The sequence below is a fragment of the Microbacterium sp. NPDC064978 genome (genome assembly GCF_044543605.1).
GTDB lineage: Bacteria > Actinomycetota > Actinomycetes > Actinomycetales > Microbacteriaceae > Microbacterium > Microbacterium meiriae.
Window position 1 is genome coordinate 325,253 of sequence record NZ_JBITWF010000004.1, and the last position, 24,710, is coordinate 349,962.

The 24,710-nt window shown below is 70.6% G+C and carries 27 protein-coding genes; 6 read left to right on the forward strand and 21 right to left on the reverse strand.

The genetic code is table 11. The annotated features are described in order from the left end of the window. Positions 1 to 2: 2 nt before the first annotated feature. From ACIGJI_RS14520 to ACIGJI_RS14530, 3 genes are read right to left on the reverse strand one after another with little or no spacing between them, the layout of a single operon-like run. Positions 3 to 563: a dihydrofolate reductase family protein gene (locus ACIGJI_RS14520; protein ID WP_363446182.1), complete on the reverse strand. Its 561-nt coding sequence runs from the start codon at positions 561 to 563 to the stop codon at positions 3 to 5. Then, positions 560 to 1,174, reverse strand: a complete 615-nt coding sequence (locus ACIGJI_RS14525) for a DUF1684 domain-containing protein (protein WP_363446180.1) — start codon at positions 1,172 to 1,174, stop codon at positions 560 to 562. The genes ACIGJI_RS14520 and ACIGJI_RS14525 overlap by 4 nt, the downstream gene beginning before the upstream one ends. Before the next feature lie 39 nt (positions 1,175 to 1,213). Next, positions 1,214 to 2,023 carry a hypothetical protein gene (locus tag ACIGJI_RS14530; RefSeq protein ID WP_363446178.1) on the reverse strand — a complete coding sequence of 270 codons (810 nt, stop codon included), beginning with the start codon at positions 2,021 to 2,023 and terminating at the stop codon, positions 1,214 to 1,216. A gap of 50 nt (positions 2,024 to 2,073) precedes the next feature. Here ACIGJI_RS14530 and ACIGJI_RS14535 point away from each other — a divergent pair, with 50 nt between their 5' ends. After that, entirely contained in the window at positions 2,074 to 3,102 is a 1,029-nt protein-coding gene (locus tag ACIGJI_RS14535) for an FUSC family protein (RefSeq protein WP_363446176.1), read from the forward strand. 54 nt (positions 3,103 to 3,156) lie between these two features. On the opposite strand, the gene ACIGJI_RS14540 is transcribed toward ACIGJI_RS14535, so the two are convergent. Next, entirely contained in the window at positions 3,157 to 3,810 is a 654-nt protein-coding gene (locus ACIGJI_RS14540) for an aquaporin (RefSeq protein WP_363446174.1), read from the reverse strand. Positions 3,811 to 3,981: 171 nt separating this feature from the next. Here ACIGJI_RS14540 and ACIGJI_RS14545 point away from each other — a divergent pair, with 171 nt between their 5' ends. Further along, a complete protein-coding gene (locus ACIGJI_RS14545; protein ID WP_187662678.1) occupies positions 3,982 to 5,337 on the forward strand; it encodes an APC family permease in 1,356 nt (451 codons plus the stop codon). After that, positions 5,324 to 5,533 carry a multidrug transporter gene (locus ACIGJI_RS14550; protein ID WP_187662679.1) on the forward strand — a complete coding sequence of 70 codons (210 nt, stop codon included), beginning with the start codon at positions 5,324 to 5,326 and terminating at the stop codon, positions 5,531 to 5,533. Before ACIGJI_RS14545 ends, ACIGJI_RS14550 begins: the two co-directional genes overlap by 14 nt. Positions 5,534 to 5,550: 17 nt before the next feature. Here the strand turns inward: ACIGJI_RS14550 and corA are convergent, their stop codons facing one another. Next, positions 5,551 to 6,567, reverse strand: a complete 1,017-nt coding sequence (gene corA, locus ACIGJI_RS14555) for a magnesium/cobalt transporter CorA (RefSeq protein ID WP_187662680.1) — start codon at positions 6,565 to 6,567, stop codon at positions 5,551 to 5,553. Between the two features lie 28 nt (positions 6,568 to 6,595). Beyond that, on the reverse strand, positions 6,596 to 7,876 hold the full coding sequence (locus ACIGJI_RS14560; protein WP_363446172.1) for a serine hydrolase domain-containing protein: 1,281 nt from the start codon (positions 7,874 to 7,876) through the stop codon (positions 6,596 to 6,598). Positions 7,877 to 7,961: 85 nt separating this feature from the next. Here ACIGJI_RS14560 and ACIGJI_RS14565 point away from each other — a divergent pair, with 85 nt between their 5' ends. Both ACIGJI_RS14565 and ACIGJI_RS14570 read left to right on the forward strand, forming a co-directional pair. Beyond that, on the forward strand, positions 7,962 to 8,276 hold the full coding sequence (locus tag ACIGJI_RS14565) for a DUF2470 domain-containing protein (protein ID WP_232089122.1): 315 nt from the start codon (positions 7,962 to 7,964) through the stop codon (positions 8,274 to 8,276). 57 nt (positions 8,277 to 8,333) lie between these two features. Further along, entirely contained in the window at positions 8,334 to 8,981 is a 648-nt protein-coding gene (locus ACIGJI_RS14570; RefSeq protein ID WP_060922936.1) for a heme oxygenase (biliverdin-producing), read from the forward strand. 13 nt (positions 8,982 to 8,994) lie between these two features. Here ACIGJI_RS14570 and ACIGJI_RS14575 read toward each other — a convergent pair whose 3' ends face one another. Next, complete coding sequence (locus ACIGJI_RS14575) at positions 8,995 to 10,404, reverse strand: AAA family ATPase (RefSeq protein WP_363446171.1); 1,410 nt, start codon at positions 10,402 to 10,404, stop codon at positions 8,995 to 8,997. Positions 10,405 to 10,521: 117 nt separating this feature from the next. Here ACIGJI_RS14575 and ACIGJI_RS14580 point away from each other — a divergent pair, with 117 nt between their 5' ends. Further along, positions 10,522 to 11,592 (forward strand): hypothetical protein, encoded by a 1,071-nt coding sequence (locus ACIGJI_RS14580; RefSeq protein WP_363446170.1) that lies wholly within the window; start codon positions 10,522 to 10,524, stop codon positions 11,590 to 11,592. Positions 11,593 to 11,605: 13 nt separating this feature from the next. On the opposite strand, the gene ACIGJI_RS14585 is transcribed toward ACIGJI_RS14580, so the two are convergent. From ACIGJI_RS14585 to ACIGJI_RS14650, 14 genes are all read right to left on the reverse strand, one after another. Further along, positions 11,606 to 13,618: a cytochrome c oxidase assembly protein gene (locus tag ACIGJI_RS14585; protein ID WP_363446168.1), complete on the reverse strand. Its 2,013-nt coding sequence runs from the start codon at positions 13,616 to 13,618 to the stop codon at positions 11,606 to 11,608. A gap of 82 nt (positions 13,619 to 13,700) precedes the next feature. Then, positions 13,701 to 13,988: an HU family DNA-binding protein gene (locus ACIGJI_RS14590; RefSeq protein ID WP_017203554.1), complete on the reverse strand. Its 288-nt coding sequence runs from the start codon at positions 13,986 to 13,988 to the stop codon at positions 13,701 to 13,703. Positions 13,989 to 14,312: 324 nt separating this feature from the next. After that, positions 14,313 to 14,618: a 30S ribosomal protein S14 gene (rpsN, locus tag ACIGJI_RS14595; RefSeq protein ID WP_017829734.1), complete on the reverse strand. Its 306-nt coding sequence runs from the start codon at positions 14,616 to 14,618 to the stop codon at positions 14,313 to 14,315. Positions 14,619 to 14,621: 3 nt separating this feature from the next. After that, positions 14,622 to 14,792 (reverse strand): 50S ribosomal protein L33, encoded by a 171-nt coding sequence (gene rpmG / locus ACIGJI_RS14600; protein WP_017203558.1) that lies wholly within the window; start codon positions 14,790 to 14,792, stop codon positions 14,622 to 14,624. Continuing rightward, complete coding sequence (gene rpmB, locus ACIGJI_RS14605) at positions 14,792 to 15,028, reverse strand: 50S ribosomal protein L28 (RefSeq protein WP_017203559.1); 237 nt, start codon at positions 15,026 to 15,028, stop codon at positions 14,792 to 14,794. Before rpmB ends, rpmG begins: the two co-directional genes overlap by 1 nt. 191 nt (positions 15,029 to 15,219) lie before the next feature. Next, positions 15,220 to 15,942 carry a DNA-3-methyladenine glycosylase gene (locus tag ACIGJI_RS14610; RefSeq protein WP_363446166.1) on the reverse strand — a complete coding sequence of 241 codons (723 nt, stop codon included), beginning with the start codon at positions 15,940 to 15,942 and terminating at the stop codon, positions 15,220 to 15,222. A 1-nt stretch (position 15,943) separates the two neighbouring features. Then, entirely contained in the window at positions 15,944 to 17,821 is a 1,878-nt protein-coding gene (locus ACIGJI_RS14615) for an Ig-like domain-containing protein (protein WP_363446164.1), read from the reverse strand. Further along, complete coding sequence (locus ACIGJI_RS14620; protein ID WP_363446162.1) at positions 17,811 to 18,623, reverse strand: TIGR03943 family putative permease subunit; 813 nt, start codon at positions 18,621 to 18,623, stop codon at positions 17,811 to 17,813. Before ACIGJI_RS14620 ends, ACIGJI_RS14615 begins: the two co-directional genes overlap by 11 nt. Continuing rightward, on the reverse strand, positions 18,616 to 19,656 hold the full coding sequence (locus tag ACIGJI_RS14625) for a permease (protein ID WP_363446160.1): 1,041 nt from the start codon (positions 19,654 to 19,656) through the stop codon (positions 18,616 to 18,618). The genes ACIGJI_RS14620 and ACIGJI_RS14625 overlap by 8 nt, the downstream gene beginning before the upstream one ends. Further along, the gene (locus ACIGJI_RS14630; RefSeq protein WP_187662687.1) at positions 19,653 to 20,069 is read right to left on the reverse strand and encodes a Fur family transcriptional regulator; all 417 of its coding nucleotides are present in this window, start codon (positions 20,067 to 20,069) and stop codon (positions 19,653 to 19,655) included. The genes ACIGJI_RS14625 and ACIGJI_RS14630 overlap by 4 nt, the downstream gene beginning before the upstream one ends. A gap of 121 nt (positions 20,070 to 20,190) precedes the next feature. Then, positions 20,191 to 21,063 (reverse strand): metal ABC transporter permease, encoded by an 873-nt coding sequence (locus tag ACIGJI_RS14635; RefSeq protein WP_370428264.1) that lies wholly within the window; start codon positions 21,061 to 21,063, stop codon positions 20,191 to 20,193. Next, positions 21,060 to 21,911, reverse strand: coding sequence for a metal ABC transporter ATP-binding protein (locus ACIGJI_RS14640; protein WP_396667037.1), 852 nt, complete (start codon positions 21,909 to 21,911; stop codon positions 21,060 to 21,062). Before ACIGJI_RS14640 ends, ACIGJI_RS14635 begins: the two co-directional genes overlap by 4 nt. Then, complete coding sequence (locus ACIGJI_RS14645; protein WP_280569157.1) at positions 21,908 to 22,921, reverse strand: metal ABC transporter solute-binding protein, Zn/Mn family; 1,014 nt, start codon at positions 22,919 to 22,921, stop codon at positions 21,908 to 21,910. The genes ACIGJI_RS14640 and ACIGJI_RS14645 overlap by 4 nt, the downstream gene beginning before the upstream one ends. Positions 22,922 to 22,985: 64 nt before the next feature. After that, on the reverse strand, positions 22,986 to 24,677 hold the full coding sequence (locus ACIGJI_RS14650) for a glycoside hydrolase family 13 protein (RefSeq protein WP_363446157.1): 1,692 nt from the start codon (positions 24,675 to 24,677) through the stop codon (positions 22,986 to 22,988). Positions 24,678 to 24,710: the final 33 nt, after the last annotated feature.

Consider the following 24,710-nt stretch of genomic DNA (forward strand, 5'->3'; position numbering starts at 1 on the left):
GCTCAGGCCACCGGACGATACCGCTGCATGACGGCACCGGAGCGGAACTCCCGCCGCTCCACGAGTTCGAGCCGAAGACGCTCGTGCACGCCGTCGAGCAGCCGAGGGCCGTGCCCCGCGACGACCGGATGCACCACGAACACGTACTCGTCGATCAACCCGAGGTCCGCGAGTTTCGCGGGCAGGGTCACTCCACCGACCGACAGGCCCGCCCCCGGCTCATCCTTCAGCTGCCGCACCGCCTCCGAGAGATCGCCGCGCACGAGGTCCGCGTTCCAGTCGACGGCATCGAGCGTCGCCGAGACCACGTGCTTCGGCATGCCATCGATGACCTCGGCGAAGGGCGTCTCCCACTCCTCCATCCAGTCCGGCCAGACCCCGGATTCCGGACGCCGCCACGCGGCCCGCATCATGTCGTACGTCACCCGTCCGTAGAGCAGAGCGTCGGCGCGCTCCAGCTCCGCGGTCCAGAAGCGCATCGACTCCTCATCCGGCGGGAGCCCCGCCTCGTGATGGCAGCAGCCGTCGAGCGTCACGTTGATCGCGTACCGCAGCGGCCTCATCGGAGCTCTCCGACCGGAATCGGCACCGTCAGCACGTTGCCGGGTGGCGCTAGCGGGCACGCCCACGCCGGGTCGTAGGCGCACGACGGGTTGTACGCGAAATTGAAGTCGAGCACGATCGTGCCGCGGCGTGGGTCGGCCCCGAGGTCGGCACCCTTGATCGTGTCGATGAGGTAGCGCCCGCCGCCGTACGTCCCCCCGCTCTGCCCGGCGGAGGCATCGCGCACCGGCACGAACAGCCCGCCGCCGTAGGAGGCGAGCCGCCACACGTCGAGCGATCCGGCGTCAGTGATCTCCACGACGCCGACGCGCTCGAACGGCACGACGCCGTCGGTCCCGGTCGCGAACTCGAAGGATGCCGGTTCGGTGTCGAGGATCGGAAGCTCGAACCGCCAGGCGGAGTCGTACGGCGCTATCGGGAGTCCCTCGAACGGTGCCCTGTCCTCCGGAAGGAGGGGCGTCGCCGGGTGCCGCAGCAGAAGCTCGTCCCGTTCGATGCGCCACAGCTCGTGCGCCTCCTCCGGGGAGTCGGCCCGCCGCACCGCTTCGTACAGGGCGAACACCCGCCGCCGCCAGTCGACGACCTCGACAGCCGTCTGCGCATTCGTCATGCGCCCACGGTACGCCGGACGACGGACGCCCGGAATGCCTCAGCTCCGGTCGATCATCTCCGCGTACCCGTCCTCGTACGTCGGGTACGCGAGGTCCCCGAGAACCGAACGCAAGAGCGTGCCGTCGTAGACGAAGCCGCTCGGCGCACTGCCGTCGTCGGGCGGTACCGGCAGACCGAGGCGGTCGGCGAGGAAGGTCATGACGTCTCCCAGAGGAGCGGGCGCCCGGTCGACGGCGTGCACGAGCGCCGGGGGCTCCGGCATCCGCAGCAGCAGGTCGAGAGCGCGCACCAGGTCGGTCTCGTGGATCCGGTTCGTGCGGCGACGGTGGGCCAACGGAGCCCCTTCCCGGACCTTCCGGAGCAGGAACTCGCGCCCGGGACCGTAGATGCCGGCGGGTCGCATGACCACGGCGTCGAAGAGCTCGACGGCCGCGCGCTCTCCGTCGCGCAGACCGCGGCCGCGATCCGTGGTGGGCACCGGCTCGACCCGCTCGGTCACCGGCTCGGCGCCACCGGCGCCGTCGAACACCCCGGTCGACGAGACGAAGAGCGTCCGCGCGGGCGGGGACGGCAACGCCGCCGCGAGGTGCGAGAGCGCCGTGCGGTACGACGACACGTCCGGCCCGGGTGGCAGCGTCACCACCATCGCGTCGACCTCGGGCAGCGGACCCGTGAGCGGGACGGCGAGGTCGGCGGTGAGCGCCTGCACACCGTCCGGCACGGGTCCGTCACTGCGGCGGAGTGCCACGACGGCGCCTCCGTCCCCGAGGAGCAGCGGGGCGAGCCGGGCGCCGAGTTTCCCGAAGCCGACGAGGAGGGTGCGGCGCGGCGGAGACGGAGTGGTCATCTCCTCCACCCTCGCACATCGGTGCCGGGCGACGGACGTAGGCTTGATCGGTGACGGAATCGCAGGGACGGGTGTGGACGGGGGTCCTGCGCGTCGGCCCGCACCGCGGGGATCACCGGGTCGCCCTGCGCGCCGCGGTCAGTGTCGCCGTCCCGCTGCTCGTGCTGTGGGCCGTCGGCCGGCTCGACCTCAGCATCTACGCGAGCTTCGGCGCCTTCGCCGCGCTCTACGGCCGGCACGACGTCTTCCGCGACCGGATCCGCATGCAGGCGAGTGCCGGAGGCGTGCTGCTCGGCGCGATGCTGATCGGCACGGCGCTGTCGGTCCTCGCCGCCCCCGCCGTGCTGAGCATCCTCGTCGTCGCACTGGTCGCGGCGGCCGTGACGCTCCTCGCCTACGTCCTGCAGTGGCACCCGCCCGGTCCGCTGTTCACGGTCTTCGCGACCGGGGCCTGCGCGACCATCCCCGCCACCGGCGCCTCCTTCGGCGCGGTCCTGCTCGTCGGCGGGGCGAGCGTGCTCTTCGGCCTCGCGCTCACCGCCCTCGTCGCCGTGGTCACCCGGAGCACGGCGGAGGCGCCGCCGCGACGGCGCCCGTCCGTGGGCCCGGTCGCCGCCGAGATGGCCGCCTCGGTCGCCGTCGCGATCGTCGGTGCCGGAGTCGTGGGCCTGCTCCTCGGCGGCACTCACTGGTACTGGGCGGCGGTCGGCGCGGTGGCGGCGGTCAGCGGCGCGCAGCTCAACGCCCGCGTGATCCGCGGCATCCAGCGCCTCGTCGGCACGCTGCTCGGCGTGCTGGTGGCCGCCGGGATCCTCGCTCTCGACATGCCGCCTCTCGCCGTGATCGCCGTCGTCGTGGTCCTGCAGGGGACGGCCGAGCTGTTCATCGGCCGCAACTACGGCATCGCGATGGTGTTCGTCACCCCGCTGGCCCTCCTGATGGTGCACCTGGCCGCACCCACACCGGTCGCCGACCTTTTGACCGATCGCGTCCTGGAGACGATCATCGGCGTCCTCGTCGGCACGATCGTCGCCGTCGCGTCGGCCGCGCTGCGCCGGCGGGGTCGGCGCCGCCCGTGACGAGACGACGGAGCGCCGCACCCCGGAAGGATGCGGCGCTCCGGTCGATCGTGTCTACTCGGCGTCCGCAGCGATCTTCCGCGCGTCGTCGGCGTTGAGCACCCGGAACAGCAGCGCCGCGATGATCGCACCGGCCGCAGGAGCCACGATGTAGAGCCAGAGGGAGCTCCACGCGAAGTGCCCGCTGACCGAGAGGCCGAGCGCCACCGCCGGGTTGAACCCGCCACCCGAGATGGAGCCGACCGTCGCCGCACCGACGAAGACGGTCGCACCGATCGCGAGCCCGTAGAACGAGTTGCCCGCGGTGTCCTTCGAGGTGGCGGAGTTCAGCACGACCCAGACGAGGATCAGGGTGAACAGCGCCTCGACGAGGAACGCCGGGCCGACCTCGATGACCATCGCCTTCTCCCCCGCCGGCCAGACGGCGAGAGCCAGGAGAGCGGCGAGCGCCCCGCCGGCGAACTGCGCGACGAGGTAAGAGACGAAGTCGGCGACGCTGAGCCCGCCGCGCAGGAACACGCCCAGCGAGACCGCCGGGTTGAGGTGGGCGCCGGAGATGTGGCCCGTGGAGTACACGAGCACCATCAACGTGAAGCCGATCGCGAGCGGGGTGAGCGGGCTTCCGCTGTTCACCGCGGCGATGATGGCGAGGACGAAGAGGAACGTGGCGATCGCTTCTGCGAGCGCCTTACGAGGTGTACCGATCATGAGAGTGTCCTTCTGTGGGATCGCAGGCGGCCCCCCGTCTCCCCGGAACCGTCCGGGCGACGACCCGCCTTGCGGCACTGAGGATAGCGCGCGGTCGTCCTGTGCTGGCTCATTGGCGGCGGGACTGTCAAGCCCGTCGCCCCACCGGCTTCCGGGCCGTACCGTGCAAGGATGACCGCCCAGACCGAGCCGCGCGCCGAGACACCCACCCGGCTGCGCCGCGCCATCACCGGCCCCCTCCTGTTCGCGTTCATCCTCGGTGACGTCCTGGGCGCGGGGATCTATGCGCTCATGGGCGTGCTGTCGGAGGACGTGGGCGGTCTGCTCTGGGCACCGCTCGTCCTCGCCCTCCTTCTCGCCATGCTCACCGCCGGCTCGTATGCGGAACTCGTCACCAAGTATCCGCGCGCCGGCGGCGCCGCGGTCTTCGCCGAGCGCGCGTTCCACAGCCCGCTGGTCTCCTTCCTCGTCGGCTTCAGCATGCTCGCGGCGGGTGTGACCAGCGCGGCCGGTCTCGCCATCGCCTTCGCCGGCGACTACCTCAGCACCTTCATCGACCTGCCGACCATCCCGGTCGCGATCGTCTTCCTCGCGATCGTCGGCCTGCTCAACGCCCGCGGCATCCGCGAGTCGATGGGCGCGAACCTCGTGATGACGGCGATCGAGCTCAGCGGCCTCGTCATCGTGATCGTCGTCGTGGCGGTGTTCGTCGGCGGCGGGGGCGGCGACCTGTCCCGGGCGACGCAGGTGCCGGAGGGGGCGAACGTCGCGCTGGCGGTGCTCTCCGGCGCGGTGATCGCGTACTACTCCTTCGTCGGCTTCGAGACCTCCGCCAACATGATCGAAGAGGTCAAGGACCCGCGGCGGACCTATCCCCGCGCGCTGTTCGGAGCACTCCTCACCGCGGGCGTCGTGTACGTGCTCGTCGGCATCGCCAGCGCCGTCGCCCTGCCGGCGTCCGAGCTGCAGGAGTCCAGCGGTCCGCTGCTCGCGGTCGTCGAGGCCACCGGGGTCAGCGTCCCGTCCTGGCTGTTCAGCCTCATCGCCCTCATCGCGGTCGCCAACGGTGCGCTGCTCACGATGATCATGGTCAGCCGCCTCACCTACGGCATGGCGGAGCAGAACCTCCTGCCGTCGGTGCTCGGGCGCGTCCTGCCGAAGCGGAAGACCCCGTGGGTCGCGATCCTGACCACGACGCTCGTGGCGATGGGCCTCACGCTGGTCGGAGACCTCGCGACCCTCGCCGAGACCGTCGTGCTGCTGCTGCTCGTCGTCTTCCTGAGCGTGAACATCTCGGTGCTGGTCCTGCGCCGCGACAAGGTCGAGCACGACCACTTCCGCGTGTGGACGTTCGTCCCGGTGCTGGGCATCGCGTCCTGCATCCTGCTGCTCACCCAGCAGCGTCCGCAGGTGTGGCTGTTCGGCGCCATCCTCCTCGCCGTCGGCGGGGTGCTCTACGCTGTCGCCCGATGGACCCGCAATCGATCGAAGACCGCCGACACGAAGGAGAGCCATGAGCACGCCTGACAACACCGCTGACGAGACGTTCGAGGAGAACCGTCACGACCAGCTGACCTCCGCTCCCGATGCCACGGAGGCCGACGCCGCGCCGCGCGTGGACGTCTCAGAGCACGACGGCAACACGCGCATCGACATCCGGGATGACGCGGAGGTGCGCCCGGGCCCCGGTCCTGGCATGCCGGAGGCCGACGGCGAGGACTGATCCGGTGTCGTCGGGCGCTACAGCCAGCCCTTGCGCTTGAACGCCGCGTAGAGCCCGACGCCCATCGCCACCATGAGCAGCACCGCCATGGGGTACCCGAGTGCCCAGTGCAGCTCCGGCATGTGGTCGAAGTTCATGCCGTAGACGGTGCCGACGAGCGTCGGAGCGAAGAGGATCGCCGCCCAGCCGGAGATCTTCTTCACCTCATCGTTCTGGCGGATGCTGAGTTCCGTCATCCGTCGCATCTCGTCGTTCTGGCGTCGCGCGACGATGGTCGACTCGACCGTGAGGGCGTTGTCGAGGACGGAGCGGAAGGTCGTCGCCTTGTCGCTCACGCGCAGGGTGTGGTCGAGGACGTCCCGCAGGTACCGCTGGAGCTCCTCGCTCACGCGGTACTTCTCCGATCCGCGGAGTAGCGCCTCGAGCATGCCGGTCAGCGGCTGCGTCGCCCGCTGGAAGTCGATCACCTCGCGACCGAGGTCGTAGATCCGCTGGGTCGCGTCCGCGTCCTCCTCGAAGAGCTGACCCTCGATCTCGTCGATGTCGTTCTCGAGTCCGGCGAGGACCGGGGAGTACTCGTCGACGACCTCGTCGAGGATCGCGTAGAGCACCGCCTCAGGGCCGTGGGCGAGCAGAGCGGGATCGGCTTCGAGCCGGCGACGCACGCGGCCGAGGTCCGGCGACTCCGCATGACGGATCGTCACGACGAAGTCGGGTCCTACCAGCACGTGCACCTCGCCGAACTCGACCTCCTCGCGCTCGTCGAGATAGCGGGCGGGGCGGAGGACCATGAACAGCACGTCGCCGTACCGCTCCAGCTTGGCGCGCTGGTGCCCGGAGAGCGCGTCCTCCACAACCAGCTCGTGGATGCCGAACTCGTCAGCCACGGCGCGGATCTCCTCGGGGCTCGGCCGATACAGACCGATCCACCCCATGCCCCGTCGTTCGCGGATCCGCTCGAACGTGTCGTTCAGGCTCTGCGGGTTCTCGGTGCGCACGCCATCGACGTAGACGGCGTTGTCGACGATCGCCATGCGGACCTCCTGCTCGTCGAAGACGCGCTCAGCCGGCCGGAGGGACGCACGCGAGCGCGGCGTTCGCGATGGCCGTGTGATACTGCTCGGCCGTATAGGGGAGACCGAACTCCGGAGCCGTCTCCCCGGCCGCCGCGGGTGCCTTGGAGGCGATCGCCGCGAGCTCCCAGGAGAGCTGCTGGGCGAAGCGCGCACCGCCCGTGGAGTCGTTCAGCACCACGGCCACCGTGAAGCCGGTCGTCGGGTCGGAGTACGCCGCCGTCGCGTAGCCGGGAGTCCAGCCGTGCTGACCGATCATGGAGCCGACGATGTAGGCGCCACCGGTCGCCTGGTACCACGATGGTGCCTTGTCATACGCGGGGAGCGGCGACGCGAAGCGGTCCGGCTCGTCCTTCGTGCGCAGCACCTGCTTGGCCTCGGCCTGCATGTACCGCCCGAGGTCGGTGATCGTCGACACCACACCCGAATCGGTGAAGCCGGTGCTGGAGGACATCGTCGTGATGTCGACGGGCGCGGCGCAGGTGAAACCGCCCTCGACGGCTCCCATGTAGTGTCCGCTGAGCGACGCCCCCTCCGACGGCGGTGCCGCAGCGGGCGACGGCAGCGAGGTGTCGGCGAGCTCCAGCGGCTCGGTGACGTACTCGGCGATCAGTTCGCGCGCGCTCATCCCCGAGGCGCGCTCCAACGCGAGGCCGAGGAGAAGGTATCCGGCGTCGGAGTCGCGGAACGTGGTCTGCGGAGCGACGCGCGCGCGGCCGAGACCGTAACCCGCGAGCTCGAGGGGCGCCCAGACCCGCTCCGGCGTGTTCAGCCACGCGCTCTTGACCGTCGCCTCGGACGAACCGGCGCCACTGGTTCCGTTGCACAGATCGAGGAGAGTGACATCGGCCATGTCGGCGACGCCCGAGACGTACTCCGGCACCTTCGCGTCGAGCTCCACGGTGCCCTCGTCGGCGAGCGCGTAGAGGACGTCGCAGGTCATCAACCGGGTGATGTCGGCGATGCGGAACGACATGTCGGTGGAGAGCTCGCCGCCGTCCGCCTTGTCCTGCGTGCCCGTGGCGGCGACCCAGGTGCCGCTCCACGGCACCCAGACCCCGACGATCGCCCCGCTGGCCCCGGAGGCCGCGAGCGCGTTGTCGACCGCGCCCTGCAGCGCCGCGACCGTGTCGTCGGGAAGCGTGGCGTCGACCTGCGCGGGTGGCGTATAGCTGAAGGAGCCCTCGGAGGAGCATCCGGTGAGGACGAGACCGAGAACGGCCGCCGTGGCCGCTGCGGCGCGCCACCGGCGCGACGAGAGAAGCTGCATGTGTGGGAACCCCCGAAGACGTGTCCCCTGAGTCTAGAACGCGGATGCTGAAAGTCGGCCCCGCGTGGCGTCGTAGGGTGTCCCTGTGCCCCATGATTTCGATGCCGACGTGATCGCCGCCGTCCTCCGCCACATGAACGGCGACCACACGGACGACAACCTCCTCATCGCCCGTGCCTTCGCCGAACCGTCCGCGGAGGCGATCGACGGGGCGGTGATGACCGGCTTCGACGGGCAGGTCGGGGTCTGGGAGATCTCCCGCGGTGGCTCGACGTCGGAGCTCCGTGTCCCGTGGCCCGGCGGTCCGATCACCGAGCGCCGGGAGGTGCGCCGCGAGGTCGTGGCCCTGTACGACGCGGCCTGCGCGCGCCTGGGCATCGAACCGCGTCCGCACGACTGAGTCGTCCCGCGCGGTTCGGGCTTCCGCCCAAGGTTAGGCTGCCCTTACACTGAAGCCATGCCCGAGATCCTGTCCTTCTCCGCCGCCCTCCGCGAGCGCTCCTCCGGCTCGCACTCCCGCAGCGAGACCGCCGGCTTCATGTCCGATCTGCTCAAGGGCGAAGGGTCGCGCGAGGACTACATCGCCCTGGTCGCGCAGCACTACTTCATCTACGACGCCCTCGAAGGCGCGGGAGAGCGGATGCGTCAGGACCCGGTGGCCTCCGTGTTCCTCAGCGACAAGCTCACGCGCCTCCCCGCGCTCGAAGCCGATCTCGCCTTCCTCCTCGGCCCCGAGTGGCGCGAGCGGATCGCACCCCTGCCCACCACGCAGCGCTACGTCGACCGCATCCGTCAGGTGGGCGCGACGTGGGCGGGCGGGTTCGTGGCGCACCACTACACCCGGTACCTCGGCGATCTCTCCGGCGGCATCTTCATCGGGCGCGTGATGGCGCGGCGCTTCGGCTTCGAGACCAACGGCATCGGCTTCTACCTGTTCGACGACATCGCCGACCCCTCCGCCTTCAAGGACGTCTATCGCGAACAGCTCGACGCCGCTCCGTGGGACGAGGCGGAGCGCGAGCGCGTCATCGACGAGGTGCTGCTGGCGTACCGCTTCAACACCGAGCTCTTCGAAGACCTGGACCGCGCCCGCGCCGCCGCCTGACCCGGCAGCGACCTCAGGTCCTCGGCAGCTCCGGCGTCGAGGCCGCCAGCCACGCGTCGCGCATGAACCGGCGCACGTCCTCATCCACGCGGATGTCGCTCGGCCGCAGCGGACGGGAGAGGTACAGCCCGTCCAGCGACGTGAGCCGGCTCAGCGCGACGTAGGTCTGCCCCGGCGCGAAGGCCCCGGAGCCCAGGTCGATCACGGCGCGATCGTAGGTCTTGCCCTGGGACTTGTGGATCGTCACGGCCCACGCGAGCCGCAGCGGGAACTGCGTGAACTCGGCGACGACGTCCCGGGAGAGCTTCTTCGTGTTGGGGTCGTAGGCGTACCGGAACCGCTCCCAGACGGCCGGCTCGACGTCGACCTCCTCGCCGTCGATCTCCACCCGCACGGTCCCGCCGAGGATGCGGGTCACCGTCCCGATGGTGCCGTTGACCCAGCGCGGCGGCTCTCCGGTCATCGCAGTGTCGTTGCGCAGGAACATCACCTGCGCCCCCACCTTGAGCTTGAGCTCGGATTCGGCGGGGAGAGAGGCCTCGCCGCGGCCGAAGTCGCCGTTGACCTCCGCCCGCGCGGTCTGCTCCTTGCCGGGCAGCGCGGCGAGATGCCGGCTGTTGATGCTGTTCACGATGTCGTTGCGGGTGGCGAGGGTGATCATCGGCACCTCGCCGGGCTCGGGCTCCGGCGGGGTGCGCGCGCCCTGAGCGTTGAGGATCCCGGCGATCTCCGCCGTCACCCGTCCATAGCGGACGGCGTTGAGCATGGACTTGAAGCCGTCGTCCGACTGGCGGTGGATCTGCACGAGCTCCCGCACGTGCAGCTCCGCCCGTGTGTCGACCTCGAACAGCGCCCCCTGGGTCTCTTGAGTCCCTGAGCCTGTCGAAGGGCCTGTCGACGGGCCCGCCCACACCTTCGCGTCGAAGAACCAGAACGACCGGTAGTGATCCTTCACGTACCGAGCCTCATCGCCCCGGGGCGGGACCGGAGCGAGCTGATAGGGGTCGCCGAACATGACGACCTGCACACCGCCGAAGGGCTCTCCCCGCCGCCCTCTCGCCTGCCGCAACGACCGATCGATGGCGTCCATGAGGTCGGCGTTGACCATGGAGATCTCATCGATGACGAGGGTCTCGATCGCGTTGAGGATGCGTCGGGTCGCATCGTTCTGATCGATGTCGCCGTCCCCGATGAGGCCGATCGGGAGGCGGAACAGGGAATGGATCGTCTGCCCCTCCACGTTCAACGCTGCGACGCCCGTCGGAGCGCAGATCGCGATCTGCTTCTTCGTGTTCCAGGCGAAGTGCTGCAGCAGCGTGGACTTCCCGGTGCCGGCGCGTCCCGTGATGAACACGTGCTCGCTGGTGTCCTCGATGAGCCGGAACAGCTCCTGCTGCTCCTCGGACAGGGCGGGAAGGGACACGGTTCTCACAGGGCTGACGGGGCGGACACGGGGCGCTCCCCCATGCTACGTGCCCCGTCCGGGACGGGGCCGCCGACGCTCGGCGTCCCCCCAGGACGTCCTCCTAGACTGACCGGCATGGAGCGGGCCGGGACGCGCGCGCCCCGGCGGTCGCGCCTGGGCGCCGATCTGGCGATCCTGGGCCTCATCGGCGTCCTCCTGCTGGCCGCGATCGGCGCGGGTGGCGCGACGCTCTACCGGCAGTTCTACGGCCCGTCGGCGTTCGTGGTCCGCTATCTCGACCTGCTGTCCGAGGGGCGAGCCGCCGATGCCCTCCGCGTTCCCGGTGTCGCGATCGACCGGGAGACCCTCGATGACGCCGGGATCGACCCCGCCGCGTCCGAGGCGATGCTGCGCCGCTCCGCCCTCGGTCCGCTCAGCGACGTCGAGGTCGAATCCGAGGAGCGCTCCGGCGACGGCACCGCGGTGACCGTCAGCTACCGCGCCGGCGGCCACTCCGGCACCACCACGTTCCACGTCGCGCAGGACGGCTGGGCCGGCGTCACACCGAACTGGCGGTTCACGACCAGCCCGCTCGCCGTCGTCGAGCTCACGGTGCGCGGAGCCGACCGGTTCTCCGTGAACGGGTTCGAGGTCGACCGCCGCCAGGTCTCCGCCGCCGGGCCCGCGGCGTTGCCCCTGGAGCCTCTCCCGCTGCTCGTCTTCACCCCCGGGCTCTACTCCGTGACGGTCGACACCGCGATCGCGGAGTCCACCGGGCACGGCGTGCTCGCCGACGAGCCACTCGCCGTGACCCCTCTCGACGTGCAGACCGAGCCGACGGAGGAGTTCGTCGACGTGGTCCAGGAGCGCGTCGAGGAGTTCCTCACCGCGTGCACCACGCAGGAGGTGCTGCAGCCCACCGCGTGCCCGTTCGGCCTGCGCGTCGAGAACAGGATCGCCGCGCCGCCGAAGTGGTCCATCGCCCAGCAGCCCGAGATCATGGTCGCGCCGTCCGACGACGGTCACTGGCAGATCCCGGCCACCGACGCCGTGGCGCACGTCGAGGTCGAGATCCAGTCGCTCTTCGACGGCTCCGTGGAGCCGGTCTCCGAAGACGTGCCCTTCCGGGTCAACGGCTCCATCGCCATCCTCCCGGACGGCTCGGCATCGATCCGCGTCGGCTCCCCGGACGATCCCGTGAAGTGAGACCGGTGCCCGGTCAGCGGCCCTGGCGCTCCGCCGCGCGCTGATCCCGGGCCGCGAGGTCGGCGAGCCGCGCGTTGTACTCCTCCAGCTCGGCATCGCCGGTGCGATCGGCATGCCGGTCGCGACGACGCTGGAGCTTGGTGTCGCTCCGGCTCCACTGGATGGCGACGGTGATCGCGAGGATGAGCGTCGGGATCTCCCCGATCGACCACGCGATGCCACCGCCCACGTACTGGTCGGTCATCGGGTCGGCGCCCCAGTCGCGGCCCATCGCACCGAACCAGTCGGCGACCATGAGCCCCTCCTGCATCATGATCGCCATGCCGAAGAACGCGTGCATGGCCATCACGGCGATGAGGGTGATGAGCCGGCCGGGGTACGGCAGGCGATACGGCACCGGGTCGGCGCCGATCAGACTCATCACGAAGAGGTACCCCGAGATCAGGAAGTGGGCGACCATCCACTCGTGCCCGAGGTGCTCGAACATCGACCAGCGCACCAGGTCGGTGAAGTAGAACGCCCAGAGGGAGAGGATGAAGATCGCCGCCGCCACGATCGGATGCGTCACGACCCTCGCGAACGGCGAGTGGACGGCCCACATGATCCATTCGCGGCCGCCCCGGGTGCCGTCGTCGCGCTTGTGGATGGCGCGCAGCGCGAGGGTGATCGGCGCGCCGGAGACGAGGAGCAGCGGGATCGCCATCGAGAGCATCATGTGCCCCAGCATGTGCACGCTGAAGAGGTACTCCTGGTACGCGTTGATGGGTCCGCCGGTCACCCATACGAGCAGGAGCAGGCCGAGCACCCAGAAGACGGTGCGGTGGATCGGCCAGCGATCGCCGCGCAGCCGGAGCCGGCGCACGCCTGCGAGATAGAAGAAGAGTCCGAAGCCCGCCGCGACGAGCCACAGCACGTCGATGTCCCAGGCCGTGAACCAGCGCTCCAGAGTGAGCTCCGGCGGCAGCAGCGAGCCGGTGAGGATCTGCGCGGGGGTCTGCGCGAACGCGGCGACCTCCCCGGTCGGCGGGGGCGTGCGAGCGAGCGCGGCCGCCGCGCCGGAGGCGAGGCCCATGAGCGCCACCTCGCCGAGGACCAGAGCCCAGAACCACCGGGAGGCGCGGGCGCCGTTCAGCTTCGGGATCAGCCGCGTGCGGTACCAGGCGCCGAGCAGTCCCATGCCGACGAGCAGGACGGCCTTGACGACGACGATGAGGCCGTAGGGGGTCGTCCACACGGCCTCCCAGCTCCCGACGGCCACGATCGACCGCGTGAAGCCGGAGAAGGCGACGACCGCGAAGGCCGCGATCGCCAGGGACGAGTAGCGGCCGACGAGCCGGGGGAGGTCGAGCCCGTGCTGCCCGCGCAACAGCACGAGAAGGAGCAGCCCGCCGAGCCACGCCGCCGCGCCGATGGTGTGCAGGAGGATCGAGTTGACGGCCATGTTGTGTCCGTCGAGGTCCCCCGCGTGCCCCTGGGTCGCCAGCGGCAGGAAAGACACCGCGGCCAGCAGGGCGGTGAGCAGCGTGGGTGTCCAGGTGCGCCAGGCGAACGCGAGCACCGTGATGACGGCGCCCAGGATCGTCGTGATCAGCCACGACTGCCCCAGCGGGAGCTCGAGCAGGAAGCGCCCGAGCTGCGAACCGAACTCGCGCTCGATGCTGAGCTGCGGGTTGAAGGCGGCCATGAAGGAGAAGAACCCGGCGAGCCCGGCGGAGACGGTGAAGACGGCGGCGCCGATGGACGCGGTGTTCAGGGCCGTGTCGAAGGTGCGCTCCCCCGCCCGCAGTCCGAAGAGCGCCAGAACGAGGGAGCCGAGCATGACGGCGCCGGCGATGTTCATCACGAGCTTCGCCAGGGGAGTGCCCCACAGCACCACCGGCCCTGGGTCCTGCAGCAGCGGCGGGTTCGCCCCTCCCCCGACCAGGAGCGCCCAGACCAGAGCGGCTCCGGCTGCGACGAGGAGGATCACGATGCCGGCGAGACGGTACGCCGACGTCGGGCGCGGCGTCTCGGTGCGGGAACTCACCCCTCCAGCCTAGGCGCGCGCAGCAGGGAGAACGCACGAAGGCCGCCCCCGAAGCGGGGGCGGCCTTCGAACGGGTGCGGTCTTACTTGACGGCAGCCTTGAGCTTGGAGCCGGCGGTCACCTTGACGCGCTTGCCGGCCGGGATCTTGATCTCGGCGCCGGTCTGCGGGTTGCGACCCGTGCGGGCGGCCGTGTCGACCTGCTCGAACGAGATCCAGCCCGGGATGGAGACCTTGCTGCCCTTGGCGACGGCGTCGGAGACCGTGGCGAACAGCGAGTCGAGGACACCGGAGACGGTGGCCTGGCTCTGGCCGGTGGCGGAAGCGATGCTCGCGACGAGCTCGGTCTTGGTGATGGACTTGTCAGCCATGTCATCCTCCAGCGACGAAGGACCGTCGCATCGTGTGTGGGTGCGAGGAGCGGGTGCTCCCCGTTGGTCGTGTGACCGCCTCGAATGTACCAACGGCCACCCGGATTTCCGCGTCATTTCGCGGGTTTCGACCGATTTCCCGGCGTGTCGCGTCACATTGGCCACTCGCGTCACACGTTTTCGGGCGCCCGCTCGCGGGTTCAGGCCGCCGCGCGGCATCAGGCACTCCCTGGCATACGCGCCTGATCCGGCGTGATCGCCTGCGTTCCCGGGCATGCAAAAGGGGCGAGGATCCGAAGATCCCCGCCCCTTCTCGCTGGGTGCTTACCAGCTCGACTTGGTCACGCCGGGCAGCTCGCCACGGTGCGCCATGTCACGGAAGCGGACACGCGAGATGCCGAACTTCGTGAGGACACCACGGGGGCGGCCGTCGATGACGTCGCGCGAACGCACGCGAGCCGGCGACGCGTTGCGCGGCAGCTTCTGCAGGCCGACGCGGGCGGCCTCGCGGGCCTCGTCGGTGGCGTTCGGGTCGACCAGGGTCTTCTTCAGCTCGGCACGACGCTCGGCGTAGCGCTCGACGATGACCTTGCGCTGCTCGTTGCGCGCGATCTTGCTCTTCTTAGCCATGGATCAACGCTCCTCTCGGAATTCGACGTGCTGACGGATGACCGGGTCGTACTTCTTGAGCACGAGGCGGTCGGGGGTGTTGCGGCGGTTCTTCTTGGTCACGTACGTGTAACCCGTACCCGCCGTCGAACGCAGCTTGATGATCGGACGGACGTCCTGAGCCTTTTTGGCCATTAGAGCTTCACACCCTTCGCCTGGAGGTCCTTGACGACGTTCTCGATGCCGCGCACGTCGATCACCTTGATGCCCTTGGCGGACACGTTGAGCGTGATCTTACGACCGAGCGAGGGCACGAAATAGGTCTTCTTCTGCACGTTCGGGTCGAAGCGACGCTTCGTCCGGCGGTGCGAGTGCGAGACGTTGTGACCGAAGCCGGGAACAGCTCCGGTCACCTGGCACACTGCTGCCATGATGATGACTCCTTCATTACCGTGAGACCGGACGGCCTCACCCAAGATCCCTTGTCTGCACGCCGCCCCGCATGCCGATCTCTCGGCGGAAGAAGGGGGAGCACACGAACTGCGCACAGGAGCGTGCGCAGACGAAGAGTCAGTCTAGCACGGCTCCGAGCGGCGGTTCGAATCGCCTGAATGGTCCCATCTCAGCCCGAAACGCCGCCATTCGCGCGACTCGAAGCGTCGGCGGCACCCCGACCCCACCGGAACGCGGACACCGTGGGGTCGCCGGGGATCCAGAAACGCCAAGGGAACGCGTCCGTGCCGGCGATGCCCGCCACCCCCACCCGCGGGCCCTGGGCCACGTCGACCACGGGAGGGCCGAGCCACAACTCCGCCCTGGCGTCGTTCCGCTCCTCGCCGGTGATGGCGTCGATGCCGTCGTGCAGGGAGTGCCGCAGTCCCGCGGCCTGTCCGAGCCGTCCGGGCCCACGCGCGAGGTCCCGCCGAGCGGTGCGGCCGAGCGGGAGGACCGCACGCCGTCGCCGGGCCGCCTCCTCCACCCCGGTCACGATCTCCCCCGCGCGCAGCAGCACCCCGTCACCCTGCCCCTCGGGACCGCAGGCCACGTTGACGCAGGAGTGGATGCCGTGACTCAGGTACACGTAGAGACGGCCCGGCTCGCCCCACATCGTGGCGTTCCGGGCGGTGCGGCCCATGCGGGCGTGGGACCCCGGGTCCGCCAGCGCTCCGGTGCCCTGCCCGTGATAGGCCTCCACCTCGGTGATCCGCACGCGCACCTCCACCGGGCGACCGTCCTCGACGACCACGGTCCGCAGCTCCGCGCCGAGGAGGGTCGGCGCGACCTCCACGGCGGAGCGCATCACGTCGTCGCGGGTCGCGCGCCGCAGCGCCAGGGGCCCCGTCATGTCAGAACCGCGGCGCCGTCTGGCACCAGGACGCGTCGAAACCGGTCAGTGCGACGATCTCGTCCCCGGTCTTCATGTCGATGAGGTGCGTCTCGAGCTTCTCCGGCAGCGGCAGCAGCATCCCGTCGTAGGCGTTGTCCGCCATGTCCGGCGCGATCACCACCGCGGCGTACTGCCCGCTCGGCGACGCACAGGCCTGGAGGATCGAGTCGGCCGAACTCACCTCGACCAGCGGCGTGGCCGCGCCGGAGTCGTCGACGCGGATGACGGCCTGTCCTACCGGGAGGCCGCCCTCGTCCCTGGCGACGACGTGGCGCAGCGTTCCACCGGGGAACGGCGTGATGGAGGTCGCGGTGCCGTAGTCCGGCTCCGACGCGGCGAGCGGCTCCTCCGATCCGTCCGCCAGGTCGAGCTCCACCACCGATCCGTCCAGTCGCTCGACGATCGCGGTGTAGGTGCCGCGGGAGATGCCCTGGATCGTCGTGGCGAGACCGAGGGACTGCACGCCGGTGTCGGCCGACTGGTCCACGAGGGACAGCGCTCCGTCGAAGTCGATGAACAGGACGGCGGCGCTGTCCGGCACGAACTGCCACACGAAGACGCTCACCTGCTTGTCCCCGACCTCGATGATGCGGGGCTCGTCGTCGCCGCTCAGCGACTGGGTGACGAGCACGCTCGCGCGCCCCTCGGTGTCGCTGAGCTCGCGATCGGAGTAGCTGTAGCCGACGAGGTTGCCCCGTTCGGACACCTGGATCGCGCCCACGTAGCCTTCGCCGGGGAGGGGGAGCTCGCGCTGGTCGGAGCCGTCCCTGTCCATCACGAGCAGCCGCGACTGGTCGTCATCCTCGACCGCGGCCACGAGCTGCGTGGACGTGGCCCGGAAGTCGTCGATCCGCGGGTGGGAGAACACCGGCTGCGCGTTCTCGCCGCTCAGGTCGGTGCGGAAGATGATGTCGTCGCCGTCGGGGTCGCGGCGCAGGAGGAAGATCGACGACGCCGGGGTCTCGAAGGATGTCGTCAGATCGGCGGCCGGTCCTCCTCCCGCACCCGTCACGTCGGAGACGGTCACCGTGTAGGTCGTGTCGTCGTCGAGGGGTACCGTGAAGCGCACGCCGACCCCCCGACCGGCGGCATCGACCGTGAACGGCACGGACGGCTCGACCGTGACCTGCTCGGGGTCGATGGCGGAGAGCGGCTGATTCGCCGTGAGGATGACGCGGCTCCCTGAGGATTCGATGGCCTGGGCGGCGTCGACCTGCACATCGGTCACCCGGGGGCCCTGGAGCAGGCTGACGATTCCGAGTCCGGTGCCGACGAGCACGAGCACTCCGACCACGGCACCGATCGTGACGAGGAAGCGGCGGCGGGACCACGGCGCGGGCGGAGGCGCATCGTCGTCGGCGGGGAGGTCGGTGGTCGGCGTCCAGCCCGGATCCGATGCATCTCCCGGTTCGCTGCTCGCCGCGGGGGTGGACGCCGGCCCCGCGGGGGTGAACACCGGCTCGGGCGCCTGCGGGATCGCGGGGACACCGGCGGCCGCATCGGGAGCAGCGCGCTCCGCCGCCTCACGCTCCGCCGCCTCACGCTCCGCCGCCTCGCGCTCTGCGGCCTCACGCTCCGCAGCAGCGCGCTCTGCCGCTTCACGCTCCGCCGCAGCTTCGCGATCGACGGCGGCATGCTCGGCGGCGACCTCGGCGGCCATCCGCTCCACGGCCGCACGTTCCGCCGCGACCTGCTCCGCTTCAGCCTGCTCGGTGGCCGCGCGCTCCGCGGCCGTCTGCTCCTCGGCGGCGTGCTCCTCCGCTTCCCTGGCAGCGCGCAGCTCGGCGCGGGTCCGCGGGACGGCGGGCGGCTCCGGCCGCTCGTCGTCAGTACTCATACGGGTCCTTCGGCTCGTCGATCGCCACGACATCGGTCGGCTCGATGTGCAGGGAGCCGTTCTCATCCGCACGGACGGTCCCGGTGATCTCGACCCATTGTCCGGTCTTGTACGCGTCCGCGTCGACGCTCACCGGCAGCGCCGCCGTCTGGGCGTCGATGACGCAGTGGGTGATCACGAGCCGGGTGAGGTTGACGCCGTCGCCGTCGCCCGGCGTGACGAAGCCCTGCAACGTGACGTCGGCCCCGTCATAGGCCGTGGTGTTCGTCGCGGCGGCGAAGACGCTCGCCCAGTCGCCCACGCCGAACGTCGACGTGTCCGCGACCCCGAGGGCGACCGTGTCGGCGCCGGCGAACAGTGCGGTCTCCTCCCCGGCGCGCGACATCGCGAGCTCGACCGAGAGCGAGGCGGGAGGCAGGACGAGTGCGGAGACGACGACCCCCGTCGCCACCACACCGCCGGCCAGAGCACCGACTCCCGCGAGGCTCCGGCGCGATGGGACGGAGGGGCGCTCGCTCTCCTCAGCGGAGGAGTGCTCCGACTCCGCAGATCGGGCGGAGGAGGGACCGTGGTCGTGCCCGTGATCCTCCTCCGCGCCCAGGGGCAGCGTGCACGACCAGACGGCTCCGGCGAGAGTGACCACGGCGGCAGCCGATGCGAACCACACCGACTCCGGGCTGATGTAGAGGCTGAGGCGGTCGGTCACCGCGAGGCCGAGGGTGACGACGGCGACGACGGAGGCCAGACCGATCCCCAGCCACCGGGTCACGAGGGCGCGCGAGCGGACGGAGAGCTCAGGCAAGGACGTTCACCCCGATCCCGATCGCGAAGGCCGACGCCAGCACGACAGCGGTGATCCCGACGAGCGTCCGGGTGGTGAAGGTCGTGCGCATCAGCGCCAGCATCTTGATGTCGACGAGCGGCCCGACCAGCAGGAACGCCACGAGGGCCCCCGAGGAGAAGGTCGACGCGAACGACAGCGCGAAGAAGGCGTCGACATTGGAGCAGATCGCCACGACGATCGCGAGCAGCATCATCGCGACGATGGACAGCACGGGGTTGGCGCCGATCGTGAGCAGGACGTCGCGCGGGATGAGCACCTGCACGGCCCCCGCCAGCGCGGAGCCGATCACGAGCGCCGGCATCACGGCCCGCAGCTCCACGAGGAACTGCGTGAGGCTGCGGCGCACGGGAGTTCCCGGCTCGTGGGTCACGCGCTCGCACGTGTCGACGAAGCGCTGGGTGAGCAGCGACTCCGGCGAGGGGTGGCGGCTGTAGATCCAGCCGATGAGGTTCGCGATGAGGTAGCCACCGACGAGGCGGGCGACGAGGATGCCGCCGTCCCATCCGAATGCGGCGTGCGTCGTGAGGATCACGATCGGGTTCACGATCGGCGCCGCGATGAGGAAGGTCAGCGCTTCCGCGGGGGCCAGTCCGCGCATCATGAGTCCGCGGGCGAACGGGACGTTCCCGCACTCGCAGACCGGGATGAGCATGCCGAGCAGGGAGAGCACGGCGCGGCGGGCCCAGGCGCGGCGCGGGAGCCAGCGGTGGATGACGTCCGCCGGGAGCCAGACCTGCACGACGATCGACAGCAGCACGCCGAGCACCACGAACGGCAGCGCCTCGATCAGCACGCTGAGAGCGAGTGTCAGACCGTCCTGCGCGCGGGTGGGCAGCGAGGCGGGGAAGAGAGTGGGGAGGAAGGCGTCGATGAGGAACAGCGCCGCGACGATCACGGCGCCGACGCCGACGGCGATCCACGTCGAGCGCGGCGAGGGCGCTCGACGGTGCGTGTGGCCCGGACGGGTGGCCGTTCGTGCCGGGGCGGTCACGCTGTCGCAGTCCTCTCGGCGTCGCGCTTGTTCGCGCAGGGGGTGCACAGTCCGAAGATGTCGACCACGTGCGCGGCCTCGGTGAAGCCGTGCAGGGCGGCCGTGCGGTGCGCCCACTGCTCCACGTCCTTCGCCTCGATCTCGACCGTGAGGCCGCAGGACCGGCAGATGAGGTGGTGGTGGTGGCCCTGGGTGGTGCACGCCCGGTAGAGCGCCTCCCCCTCGGGGCTCTGCAGCGAGTCGGCATCTCCGGCCGCCGCGAGTCCGGCGAGGGCGCGGTATACGGTGGCCAGGCCGATCCCCGTGTTGTCGTCGCGGAGCGTCGCGTGCAGGCTCTGTGCGCTCACGAAACCGCGCGCGTCGGCGAGCGCTTCGCGCACGCGTTCGCGCTGCCAGGTGTTCCGCTGAGCCATGCCATCGATTCTAGGCCGCCGGGATCGGCGAGGGCTGGGAGCGCCCCCACCGCGGATTCGAGTCGCCCGATTGGCGGCATCTGCGACCGAAATGGAGCGAAGTGCGCGACTCGAAAAGGGGTCAGACGCGGGTGACCCGGGAACGGACGCGCTGCACGATCCAGCACACGACGTAGATCGTGAAGGACAGGGTCGTGATGTAGGGGCTGACGGGCAGGGTGCCGGCGAGCGCGAGGAGGATGCCGCCGACGGCCGAGACGAACCCGAACAGCGCCGCCAGCACCGGCACCGCGACCGGGCCCGCCGTGATCCGCATGGCTGCGGCAGCGGGCGTCACCAGGAGCGCCATCACCAGCAGCGCGCCGATGATGTGCACGCTCACCGCGACGATGAGTCCCAGAAGCACCATGAACAGCAGGCTCACGGTGCGGGTGGGCACTCCGCGGGCTGCCGCCGACTCCGGATCGAGCGAGTCGAAGCGCAGCGGATTCCACATCACGAGCAGGCCGAGCAGCACCACGAGGCTGATGCCGACGAGCCAGCCGAGGTCGGGACTCGAGACCGACACTATCTGCCCCGTGAGGAGGCTGAACCGGTTGGCGCTGCGGCCGTCGTACAGCGACAGGAACAGGATGCCGAGACCGAGGCCGAACGGCATGAGCACGCCGACGATCGAGTTGCGGTCCCTGGCCTTGGCGCCGAGGACCCCGATGAGGATCGCCGCCACGAGGGCTCCGCCGAGTGAACCGAGCACGACGCTGCCGCCGAACAGCAGCGCCGCCGCCGCTCCCGCGAAGGAGAGCTCGCTCACCCCGTGTACCGCGAACGCGAGATCGCGCTGCATGACGAACACCCCGATGAGACCGCCGACGAGCCCGAGCACGGCGCCCGCGATGATCGAGTTCGCGAGCAGGGCGACGAGCTCGCCATAGTCCTGGAAGGAGAAGATGTCGTCCCAGCCGACCATGGGGACGAGAGCGGACGCGACGGTCATGCGGCGCCCCCGTGCTCGTGGTCATGGTCGTGGTGCGGCTCCGCATCGGGGACGCCGACCACGACGAGCCGGTCACCGGCGCGGAGCACGAACACCGGGGTGCCGTAGAGATCCGTCAGCACCCGGGTCTGCAGCACCTCCTCCGGGGTCCCGAGGAGGAACCGGCCGCCGGCGATGTAGAGGATGCGGTCGACGCGGTTCAGGATCGGGTTGACGTCGTGCGTGACGAAGAGCACGGCGGCTCCGCGCTCCCGACGCTGCCGATCGATGATGTCGGTGACGGCGACCTGGTTGGCGAGGTCGAGGTTCGACAGCGGCTCGTCGCAGAGGAGCAGCGCGGGTTCGTCGGCCAGCGCCTGCCCGACGCGGAGGCGCTGCTGCTCTCCGCCGGAGAGGAGGCCCACCCGGCGGTCCGCGTACGAGGTCGCCCCGACAGCGGCCAGCAGGGCGTCGACCTTCGCCCGGTCGCCACGGTGCGGGACCGGGAAGCCGAAGCGGCTGCCCTGCACGCCGAGGGCGACGAGATCACGGGCGCGCATGCTCGTGTCGGGAGCGAGCGAGCGCTGCTGAGGGATGTAGCCGATGCGGGCGTTCCCGCGGTGCACGGGCTCGCCGGCCACGCGGATGCTCCCGCGCGAGAGGGGCTGGAGTCCCAGGATGCTGCGGAGGAGCGTCGTCTTCCCGGATCCCGATGGGCCGAGCACGGCGATGAACTCCCCGGGCTGCACCGAGAGGTCGAGTCCCGACCAGAGCTCGCGGTCGCCCCGCTGCAGGGCGCCGTCGGCGATCTCGAGGACCGGGCCGGTCTCCCCCGCGGGTCGCTGCGCCTGTGAACGGGCTCCGCTCACGACTGGACGGCGGCGGCGAGGCTCTGGATCGCGTCACTCATCCACTCAGAGTACGACGATCCGTCCTCGAGCAGCTCCGTGAACGCGACCACGGGCACCCCGGCGTCCTCCGCGGCCTTCTCGACGCGCTCCGTCTCCGCGCCGCCGGTCTGGGCGTTGGTGAGCACGGCGGTCACATCGCCGGACCCGACGACCTGCAGCGCCTCGAGCAGCACGGCGGGCGCGACGTCACTGCCCTCCTCCACCGACTCCGCGAAGCCCTCGGGGGTGACGTCGGTGAGCCCGGCGGCCGTGGCCAGGTATCCGGGCAACGGCTCGGTCATGAACACTGTCGCACCGGCGGCGTCCGCCTTGATCGCCTCGAGGTCGCCCTCGAAGCCCTCCAGCTCCGCGACGAGCTCGTCCGCGTTCGTGCGGAATGTGTCGGCGCCGTCGGGGTCGATCTCGGTGAGCTCGTCGGCGATCGCCTCGACGACGTGGATCATCGTGTGCGGGTCGAACCAGACGTGCTCGTTGAAGCCCTCGATGTGGTCGTGGCCGGCGTGCTCGTCCTCGCCCTCGGCGTGCTCGTGATCGTGCGGCTCCTCGGTCGCGGCCTCGTCGTCGCCGTGATCGTGGTCCTCGCCCTCGTCGTGACCCTCGTTGCCCGGGTAGTCGTGCGAGAACTCCACCGCGGTGACGACGTGCGGGTCCTGCGCATCCTGCAGGAGGCTGTCGATGAACGCGTCGTAGCCGCCGCCGTTCTCCACCACGAGATCGGCCTTCTGCAGCGTGAGACGGTCGCGGGCACTCGCCTCGTAGGAGTGCGGGTCCTGGGTGACCGAGTCGATGATCGAGGTGACGTCGACGCGGTCCCCGCCGACCTGCGCGGCGATGTCGCCGTAGACGTTGGTGCTCGCGACGACCGTCACCGCGCCGTCGTCCTCTGCCGCGCCCGGGGTGGTCGAGCATCCGGCCAGCGTGAGGGCGGCGACGGAGGCGAGGGTGAGGGCGAGGACGGGCTTCTTCATGACTCCCACTCTAAACGCTAATGAGAACCATTATCAAACCGGCGTCCTCGCCCCGACTCTACAGTCAGTTCGCGAGCGCCCCCGGGGCGATCCACGCCGTGGCCTCGCCAGGCAGCACGAAGCCCTCGAGGGGCACGGTCGACAGCACGGCATCGTCGGCCGCGGCGCCCAGATCGAACGGAGCGGTGCCGAAGTTCGTCACGACCTCCCACCCGTTCGGGCGGCGGAACCGCAGCACGTCCTCCCGACCCGTGTCGACCCACTCGAGCGTCTCCCCGGTCTGCAGCAGTCGCCGGAGACGCAGCGCCTCGCGGTACAGGTTGAGGGTCGAGCCGGGATCGGCGTCCTCCACCTCGACCGCGTACTCCGCGAACCAGGCAGGCTGCGGCAGGTGCGCGCCGGCCGCGCCGAAGCCGTATGAGCTGCCGGACGCCGTCCACGGCAGCGGCACGCGGCAGCCGTCGCGCCCGAGGCCGTCGAAGTCCGCGCCGCGGAAGAACCCGGGGTCCTGGCGCTGGTCGGGGGTGATGTCCGCGACCTCGTGCAGGCCGAGCTCCTCGCCCTGATAGAGGTAGGCGCTGCCGGGCAGGCCGAGCAGCAGCAGCGTCGCGGCGTGCGCCTTACGCAGACCGCCTTCCCGATCGAGTCCCTCCTCCGGGCCGCCCGCGCGCACCCACTCGGTTCCCTGCTTGACCGCACGTCCGCGCAGCGGCGGCAGGCCGTAGCGGGTGGCGTGCCGGGTCACGTCGTGGTTCGAGAGCACCCAGGTCGTCGAGGATCCGGCGGCCTGCGCCTGGGCGAGGTTGTCGGCGATGATGCGCTGGAAGTCCGCCGCGTCGAAGTCGGCGACGAGCAGGTCGAAGTTGAACGCCTGTCCGAGCCCTTCTGCGGAGGCGTACTTCGCTCGGCGCTCCGGGGTCTCCACCCATGCCTCCGCGACCGCGGTGCGCGGCGGGTCGTACTCGTTGAAGACCGCGCGCCACTGGGCGTAGATCTCGTGCACGTCGTCGCGGTCGATCATCGGGTGCGTGCCGGAGGTGCGGTCCATCGCGTCGAGCTCGGCACGCGACGGCAGCGGCTCGGTGAGGTCCTTCGTCAGCATGTGGGCCACATCGATGCGGAACCCGTCCACGCCGCGGTCCGACCAGAAGCGGAGCGTCGTGAGGAAGTCCTCGCGCACCTCGGGGTGGTCCCAGTTGAGGTCGGGCTGCTCGACGGCGAAGTTGTGCAGGTACCACTGGCCGTCCGCGACGCGCTCCCAGGCGCTGCCGCCGAAGACCGAGACCCAGTCGGTGGGCGGTTCCGCGCCGTCGGGACCGGTGCCCTCGCGGAAGATGTAGCGCTCCCGGGCGGCCGAGCCGCGGCCGGCAGCCAGCGCCTCCTGGAACCAGGCGTGCTGGTCGGAGGTGTGGTTGGGGACGATGTCGACGACCACGCGGATGCCCCGCGCGTGCAGCGCCTCGACCATGGCGTCGAAGTCGTCGAGGGTACCGAGGCGGGGGTCGACGTCCCGGTAGTCCGCCACGTCGTACCCGCCGTCGGCGAGCTCCGACGGGTAGAACGGGCTCAGCCACACCGCGTCGATGCCGAGCTCGGCGAGGTAGTCGGCGCGCGACACGATGCCGGGGATGTCGCCGAGGCCGTCGCCGTCGGCGTCCGCGAAGCTCCGCGGATAGATCTGGTACACGGCGGCCTGACGCCACCAGGTCGCGGTCTTGTCGTCTTCGCGGGTCGCGGTGAGCAGCGAATCGGTCATGAAGAAGAGGTTCTCCTTGTTTCTTGCGGGGTC

Coding starts and splice junctions, on each gene's coding strand:
- corA (WP_187662680.1), bottom strand. CDS start 6,567: ATGGCGATCGTCGACAACGCCGTCTACGTCGATGGCGTGCGCACCGAG.
- ACIGJI_RS14590 (WP_017203554.1), bottom strand. CDS start 13,988: ATGGCTGACAAGTCCATCACCAAGACCGAGCTCGTCGCGAGCATCGCT.
- ACIGJI_RS14610 (WP_363446166.1), bottom strand. CDS start 15,942: ATGACGGGGCCCCTGGCGCTGCGGCGCGCGACCCGCGACGACGTGATG.
- ACIGJI_RS14630 (WP_187662687.1), bottom strand. CDS start 20,069: ATGGCTCAGCGGAACACCTGGCAGCGCGAACGCGTGCGCGAAGCGCTC.
- rpmB (WP_017203559.1), bottom strand. CDS start 15,028: ATGGCAGCAGTGTGCCAGGTGACCGGAGCTGTTCCCGGCTTCGGTCAC.
- ACIGJI_RS14615 (WP_363446164.1), bottom strand. CDS start 17,821: ATGAGTACTGACGACGAGCGGCCGGAGCCGCCCGCCGTCCCGCGGACC.
- ACIGJI_RS14540 (WP_363446174.1), bottom strand. CDS start 3,810: ATGATCGGTACACCTCGTAAGGCGCTCGCAGAAGCGATCGCCACGTTC.
- ACIGJI_RS14530 (WP_363446178.1), bottom strand. CDS start 2,023: ATGACCACTCCGTCTCCGCCGCGCCGCACCCTCCTCGTCGGCTTCGGG.
- ACIGJI_RS14580 (WP_363446170.1), top strand. CDS start 10,522: ATGGAGCGGGCCGGGACGCGCGCGCCCCGGCGGTCGCGCCTGGGCGCC.
- rpsN (WP_017829734.1), bottom strand. CDS start 14,618: ATGGCTAAGAAGAGCAAGATCGCGCGCAACGAGCAGCGCAAGGTCATC.
- ACIGJI_RS14570 (WP_060922936.1), top strand. CDS start 8,334: ATGCCCGAGATCCTGTCCTTCTCCGCCGCCCTCCGCGAGCGCTCCTCC.
- rpmG (WP_017203558.1), bottom strand. CDS start 14,792: ATGGCCAAAAAGGCTCAGGACGTCCGTCCGATCATCAAGCTGCGTTCG.
- ACIGJI_RS14635 (WP_370428264.1), bottom strand. CDS start 21,063: ATGACCGTCGCGTCCGCTCTCGTCCCCATGGTCGGCTGGGACGACATC.
- ACIGJI_RS14650 (WP_363446157.1), bottom strand. CDS start 24,677: ATGACCGATTCGCTGCTCACCGCGACCCGCGAAGACGACAAGACCGCG.
- ACIGJI_RS14560 (WP_363446172.1), bottom strand. CDS start 7,876: ATGCAGCTTCTCTCGTCGCGCCGGTGGCGCGCCGCAGCGGCCACGGCG.
- ACIGJI_RS14520 (WP_363446182.1), bottom strand. CDS start 563: ATGAGGCCGCTGCGGTACGCGATCAACGTGACGCTCGACGGCTGCTGC.
- ACIGJI_RS14550 (WP_187662679.1), top strand. CDS start 5,324: ATGAGCACGCCTGACAACACCGCTGACGAGACGTTCGAGGAGAACCGT.
- ACIGJI_RS14545 (WP_187662678.1), top strand. CDS start 3,982: ATGACCGCCCAGACCGAGCCGCGCGCCGAGACACCCACCCGGCTGCGC.
- ACIGJI_RS14645 (WP_280569157.1), bottom strand. CDS start 22,921: ATGAAGAAGCCCGTCCTCGCCCTCACCCTCGCCTCCGTCGCCGCCCTC.
- ACIGJI_RS14525 (WP_363446180.1), bottom strand. CDS start 1,174: ATGACGAATGCGCAGACGGCTGTCGAGGTCGTCGACTGGCGGCGGCGG.